This window comes from Betaproteobacteria bacterium, assembly GCA_016194905.1.
GTDB lineage: Bacteria > Pseudomonadota > Gammaproteobacteria > Burkholderiales > JACQAP01 > JACQAP01.
The window spans coordinates 150683-156907 of record JACQAP010000004.1; the positions used below are offsets into that span (position 1 = coordinate 150683).

Sequence of the window (6225 nt, forward strand, 5' to 3'; positions counted from 1 at the left end):
CGCGGCGATGCAAGGCTCAGGAATTCCGGCCGAGCAACGCGAGCACTCCTTCGAGTGCAGCCATGACCGTCTGCCGGCGTACGGCATCCCGGTCGCCTCGGAAGCGAATGGACTGCGCCGTTACGCCGCCGCCCTTTTCCGCCCACGCCAGCAACACCGTGCCGACCGGCTTGTTCGGCGAGCCGCCGTCCGGTCCGGCGATGCCGCTGACCGCCACTGCAATCTGCGCACGGCTTCGGGTGAGGGCACCAGCAACCATTTCCCGCACCGTCTGCTCGGACACTGCGCCGAATTCATTCAATGTTTCGGCGCTGACCCCGAGCATGTCCTGCTTGGCTTCATTCGTATAAGTGACGAAGCCGCGGTCGAACCACTTCGAACTGCCCGGCACCATGGTAATGGCCTGACCGATCCAGCCGCCAGTGCAGGATTCCGCGGCAGTCATCATCAGCTTGCGAGCCTTGAGGGCATCGCCGACCCTTCCCGACAATTCGTAGAGTTCCGCGTCCATCCCGTTCATCTCATGAAAAGCTATTCACCACGGAGGACACGGAGGAAGAACAAATCGGGGTTAAGAGCAGGATAGTTATTCGCGGATCTGTGCCGCCAACTTTCGCCGTGACGGATCATCAGCCACCGAAACATCCCAACCCGAGCATTTTCCTTGCTCTTGCCTTTCCTCCGTGTCCTCCGTGGTTCAAGTACCGAATTTAAGTTCATCCGAACGAGAATTTCCAGCCGGCCAGGCATAACAGCGTGTAGAACGCCGCCAGCAGATCATCGAACATCACGCCCAGGCCGTTGCGGATGGTGCGATCGAAATGCCGGATCGGCATCGGTTTGACGATGTCGAACAGGCGGAACAGCAGAAATGCAAACGCCTGCCACGCCGGGGAAGCCGGCGTGAAGTACAGCACGATCAGGAAAGCGACGGTCTCGTCCCAGACCATGCCGCCGTGATCGTGCGCCCCGAGTCTCCTGCCGGTGACCTGGCAGGCCCAGACTCCGAGCAGGAACATTCCCGGCAGCAGCGCAGCGAATGCCTGGTCGCCCATCCTGGGAAGCAGCCAGGCATGCATCGGCAGCGCCAGCAACGTGCCGAATGTGCCGGGCGCAACCGGGATCAGCCCGATGCCGAACCCGAACGCGATGCAATGTGCCGGGTGCGAGAAAACGAAACGCGCCGATGGTCGCCCGGCAACGTCAGCGGAAATGGTCAAATCCCTTGTCCTTCACAGGCAACGGCCGGCCGGCCGAATCGAATACGGTAACCGCATTTCCCTCGACGATCCTGCCGATGCGCGTCAAGGCGATGTCCAGCGTCGTCGAAAGCGCCTCGATCCTGGCTGCGCGTTCCGGTGCGGCGGTGAAGCATAGTTCATAGTCGTCGCCTCCGGCGAGTATGGCGCGACTGACCCGCTCTTGATCGCGCAAAGGCAGCAGATCCGCGGAACACGGGACGGCGGAATACTCGACTTTGGCACCGACACCCGAGCATTCGCAGATATGCGCGAGATCGCCCAACAATCCGTCCGATACATCGATTGCGCTGTGGGCCAGCGCACTCAACTCCAGGCCGAGCGCGACGCGCGGCGTCGGCCAATCCAGCCGGATCCGGCAACGATCGAGCGCCGCCTGCTCCAGATTCAATTCGCCGCGCCGGTATGCAACGGCCGCCGCCGCATTGCCGAGCTGGCCGGACACCCAGATATCGTCATCGACTTTCGCGCCGTCGCGCCGCAACGCTTTCCCCCGCCTGACTTCACCCATGATCTGCACGCTGATGTTCAGCGGCCCGCGCGTGGTGTCGCCGCCGATCAGATCCACACCATGCTTGTCGGCCAGCGCAAAGAAACCGCGCGAGAATCGTTCCAGCCATTGCGTATCCACGTCCGGCAATGCCAGCGACAACATCGTCCATCGGGGCATCGCCCCCATTGCCGCGAGGTCCGACAGATTCACCGCCAGCGCCTTGTGGCCGAGTGCCTGCGCATCGACGTCCGGGAAAAAATGCACGCCCTCGACCAGCATGTCGGTCGAGGCAGCCAGTTCGCACCCCGGGCTCACCGACAGCAATGCCGCGTCATCGCCGACCGCGAGCGTGGTGTGGCGCGGCGCGCGCGTGAAATAACGCGAGATCAGATCGAACTCCGACAATGCCGGATGACGGGCGGAACTATCCATCTGCAAAGTTTAAGACGGACGACGGTGACGTGTCCGATATTATTGCCGCCGCCCGGGAAACGCCGCATCCGCACGGAAAAGAAGCATGATCCGCAGCCGCTTCATGCCGGCCTTTCTTTGTTTTTCATTTAAGATTCAACTTACTCCGACCGCTATTGGCGTGGTGAAGCCTGCCCGGCGATGAACACGGCATGCCGATTCTGGACACCGGCGCAACGGGTGGATTTCGACAAACCTGGTCCGGACGAGCGCGGATGCAACATCCATGAGTCGATGGTGGGATATATTTACAGGGTGGACACGCCCTATTTCGCCAAGACCCGCAAATCCGCTTCGGCCAGGCGGGAAGGGCTGCCCGCGGTCGAATATCAGTTACGCGTCTGGCATCCTTACCTATAGACGCTCCCCGTGGTGCTACGCAGCCTTCAGACCCGCATCATCTTTTTTTTCGTGCTCCTGCTATGCGCGCTGCAGGGGGTCGCGCTTTTTTTGATGAGCGCGGCCAACGAACGCATCGCCAAGAATCAGATCGCGCAGGAACTCGTCGTCGGCGAGCGTGTATTCCGGCGACTGCTGGAACAGAACAGCCAGCAGCTCGCACAGGCGGCATCCGTGCTTGCCGCCGACTTCGCTTTTCGTGAAGCGATCGCCACCCGGGACGAAGGCACCATCGCCTCGGTGCTCGGCAATCACGGGCGTCGCATCAACGCCAACGTCGTGATGCTGGCGGACCTGGACAAAAAATTGCTCGCCAATTCCCTGCACACCATAACGCAGCAAGCGGAATTTCCGTTCCCGGAGTTGATCGGGACCGCGCAGCAGCAAGGCAGGGCTTCGGACACGGTACTGATCGACGGCCGTCCCTATCAGGTCGTCGTCGTGCCGGTGCTCGCCCCGATACCGATCGCCTGGGTTGCAATGGGTTTCGTCATAGACGACGCCGTCGCACTGGATCTGCAGGCGCTGTCCGGACTGCAGGTTTCCTTTCTGTCCCGTAGCGGCCGCGGCAACTGGACGGTGCATGCCTCCACCTTGCCGCCCGTCTCGCGCGGGGAACTCGCGGATCGGCTTGGCGCGGAGCGCCCCACCGTAACGCTGCCGTTCTTGGACGAGGACTACGAAACACGGCTCTCGATATTGCACGAGCGCGGCGACATCCAAATCGCCGCAGTTCTGCAACGTTCGTTGAAGGAGGGGTTGGCGCCGTTCACTCGCCTGCGCGACACGCTGATTGCATTGGCGCTGGCAAGCATCGCGCTCTCGGTCCTCGGTTCGATCTTGATCGCCAGAGGCATCGCAGGCCCGATCAATCGGCTGGCCGGCGTGGCCCGCAAGGTTCGCGACGGCGATTATTCGCAGAAGGCCGAGACCGGACGGACGGACGAGATCGGCGATTTCGCCGACAGCTTCAACCATATGCTCCAGGGGATTTTCGAGCGCGAATCGAAAATCCTGCGGCTGGCATACGAAGACACGCTGACCGGGCTGCCCAATCGCGCGATGTTCATCGACCGGCTCGAACACGCGATCCAGAGCAGCCGGCAGAACGGCGAGCCGGTTGTCGTCATGATGATGGACCTGAATCGCTTCAAACCCATCAACGACAGCCTGGGCCACCCGGTGGGCGATCAGGTTCTGCTGGGGGTCGCGCGGCGACTGCGGGAATTGCTGCGCGAATCCGAGACAGTCGCCCGTTTCGGCGGCGATGAATTTGCCGTGTTGCTGCCCACGGGGGGAATGCCGCGCGCCAAGAGCGTCGTGAATCAGATGGAACGGGCTCTGGCGACGCCGATCCTGACGCAAGGACAGCCGATCGACCTGGGCGCAAGCATCGGCATTGCGGTATTTCCGGGATACGCGGAGGACACGGCCACGCTCATCCGCCATGCCGACATCGCCATGTATGTCGCCAAGCGCAACAATGCCAGCTTCACCACTTACGAATCGGACTTCGAACTGGGCAAGCCGAGCCAACTGTCCTTGCTCGGAGAACTTCGCAGCGCCGTCGAAGAAGACCAGTTGACGCTGTACTACCAGCCGAAGGTCGACTTGCGCTCCGGTGCTTCGGACAGCGTGGAGGCACTGGTGCGCTGGGTCCATCCCAAGCGCGGCTTTGTCATGCCGATCGACTTCATTCCATTCGCCGAGCAGACCGGCTACATCAAGGCGGTCACCCGCTGGGTGCTGGAACGCGCGCTAAGCCAGTGCGGCGAGTGGCATATGCGCGGGACAGACGTGAAGATCGCGGTCAACATATCGGTACGCGACCTGATGAGTCCCGATCTGCCGCGTGTGGTATCCGAACTGACTGCAAAGTACAAGGTTCCCGCGCAGTTGGTCTGCCTCGAGATCACCGAAAGCGCGGTCATGGAAGACCCCGCGCGCGCGCACGAAACACTGGAACGATTGCACAAACTGGGCTTACGGTTGTCGATCGATGACTTCGGTACCGGTCATTCCTCCCTTGCGTACATCAGGAAGCTGCCGGTGAAGGAGATGAAGATCGACCGTTCGTTCGTGCGCAACATGGTTGCGGACAAGGACGATGCGGTCATCGTCCGCTCCACCATCGAGCTCGGCCACAACATGGGACTGAAGGTGGTGGCCGAAGGCGTGGAGGACCACGCTGCATTGATGCTGCTGACCAAGCTGGGTTGCGACGAAGCCCAGGGCTTCTTCATCGCCAAGCCGCAACCGCCCGATGAATATGAGACATGGCTTCGCCGCCGCCGTGCGGTCGGAGACAAACTCACGGAGAGCGGTTTCATCGGCGACAAGGGCCGCTGAACTTCCCTCCGGCCGGAAAGGCGAAAACTCATTGAACACGCGTGATCCTTCGTGTTAACCGCAGTTGGTCTTAATCAGCCCTTGCCGACCTTCTGCATGAACGCCTGGTACTCGTCTTCCTTCATGGTGAAGCTGTGTTCGGCCAGCGGGAACCGCCCCTTGTGCACGTCTTCCTGGAAATCGGCCAACGCCTTGCCGATGACGTCCCAGCAATTCGCATAGCGCTTGACGAATTTCGGCGTGAAGCGGTCGAACAGGCCGACCATGTCGTGCAGTACCAGGTTCTGCCCATCGCAATGCGGACCGGCACCGATGCCGATGGTGGGAATCGTGAGCTTCTCGGTAATGACCTGGGCAACGCGATCCGGAATCGCTTCGAGCACGATCGCGAAGCAGCCGGCCTTCTCCATCGACAATGCATCCTTCAGCAACTGCACCCCGGTCTCCGCGCTCTTGCCCTGTACCTTGAAACCGCCGAGCTTGGACACCAGTTGCGGCGTCAGGCCAATGTGGGCCATGACCGGCACGCCGGACTTGACCACCGCCTCGGCCACCGGCGCAAAATCTTCTCCGCCCTCGATCTTGACGACATCGGTGCCGCCTTCCTTGAGCATGCGCATGGCGTTGTTGATCGCATCTACGGTCGACGCATGATAAGCGCCGAGCGGCAGATCGCCGACCAGGATGGCGCGCTTCGCCGCGCGGGAGATTGCCTTGGCGTGATGGATCATCTCGTCCATCGTCACCGGCACCGTGCCGGAATAGCCGAGCGCGGTCATCCCCAGCGAGTCGCCGATCAGAATGCAATCTACGCCGGAGCGGTCGACCAGTTGCGCGGTCGGATAGTCCACCGCAGTGACCTGGAAAATCTTCTCTCCGCGGTCGACTTTGGCCTGCAGATCGAAAATCGTCAGTTTCTTCTGTCCCGCCGCTTCTGCCATCTCTCTCTCCCTGGAAAGTCTGTAAAGAAAATCTCAACGCAGAGGCGCAGAGGGCGCAAAGGACGCAGAGGAAAGGATCGACAAAAACAGAAATCGGGTTTCGGAGATACGCAACGAGCCCATGCAAAACGGGCACCGCGCAATCCGAGATTTCCAGACCCAGTTTTTCTCTGCGTCCTTGTATGTTCGTTTTGTACGTGTATGTTGTTTGTGTTCTCAGGTCTGGCCGGACCTGAGAGCGGGGAAGCGGTAGACCGATTGCGTCCTGGTTCAAGCCGACGCAGAGCAAGCTCGCCGCTTCCTGTTTTGCTTT

General features: G+C 61.1%; 6 protein-coding genes. 2 read left to right on the forward strand and 4 right to left on the reverse strand.

Features of this window, described 5'->3' with window-relative positions:
* Positions 1 to 16: 16 nt before the first annotated feature.
* The 3 genes from pncC to thiL all read right to left on the reverse strand — a co-directional run bounded on the left by pncC (position 17) and on the right by thiL (position 2157).
* On the reverse strand, positions 17 to 511 hold the full coding sequence (pncC, locus tag HY067_01140; protein ID MBI3526555.1) for a nicotinamide-nucleotide amidase: 495 nt from the start codon (positions 509 to 511) through the stop codon (positions 17 to 19).
* Positions 512 to 716: 205 nt separating this feature from the next.
* Complete coding sequence (locus tag HY067_01145) at positions 717 to 1220, reverse strand: phosphatidylglycerophosphatase A (GenBank protein MBI3526556.1); 504 nt, start codon at positions 1218 to 1220, stop codon at positions 717 to 719.
* Positions 1204 to 2157, reverse strand: a complete 954-nt coding sequence (gene thiL / locus HY067_01150) for a thiamine-phosphate kinase (GenBank protein MBI3526557.1) — start codon at positions 2155 to 2157, stop codon at positions 1204 to 1206. Before thiL ends, HY067_01145 begins: the two co-directional genes overlap by 17 nt.
* A gap of 207 nt (positions 2158 to 2364) precedes the next feature.
* Between thiL and HY067_01155 the strand changes: the two genes are divergently transcribed.
* Together HY067_01155 and HY067_01160 are read left to right on the forward strand one after the other, a co-directional pair.
* Positions 2365 to 2583: a hypothetical protein gene (locus HY067_01155; GenBank protein ID MBI3526558.1), complete on the forward strand. Its 219-nt coding sequence runs from the start codon at positions 2365 to 2367 to the stop codon at positions 2581 to 2583.
* A 9-nt stretch (positions 2584 to 2592) separates the two neighbouring features.
* The gene (locus HY067_01160; GenBank protein MBI3526559.1) at positions 2593 to 4971 is read left to right on the forward strand and encodes an EAL domain-containing protein; all 2379 of its coding nucleotides are present in this window, start codon (positions 2593 to 2595) and stop codon (positions 4969 to 4971) included.
* Positions 4972 to 5045: 74 nt separating this feature from the next.
* Here the strand turns inward: HY067_01160 and panB are convergent, their stop codons facing one another.
* Positions 5046 to 5912: a 3-methyl-2-oxobutanoate hydroxymethyltransferase gene (panB, locus tag HY067_01165; GenBank protein ID MBI3526560.1), complete on the reverse strand. Its 867-nt coding sequence runs from the start codon at positions 5910 to 5912 to the stop codon at positions 5046 to 5048.
* Positions 5913 to 6225 lie beyond the last annotated feature (313 nt).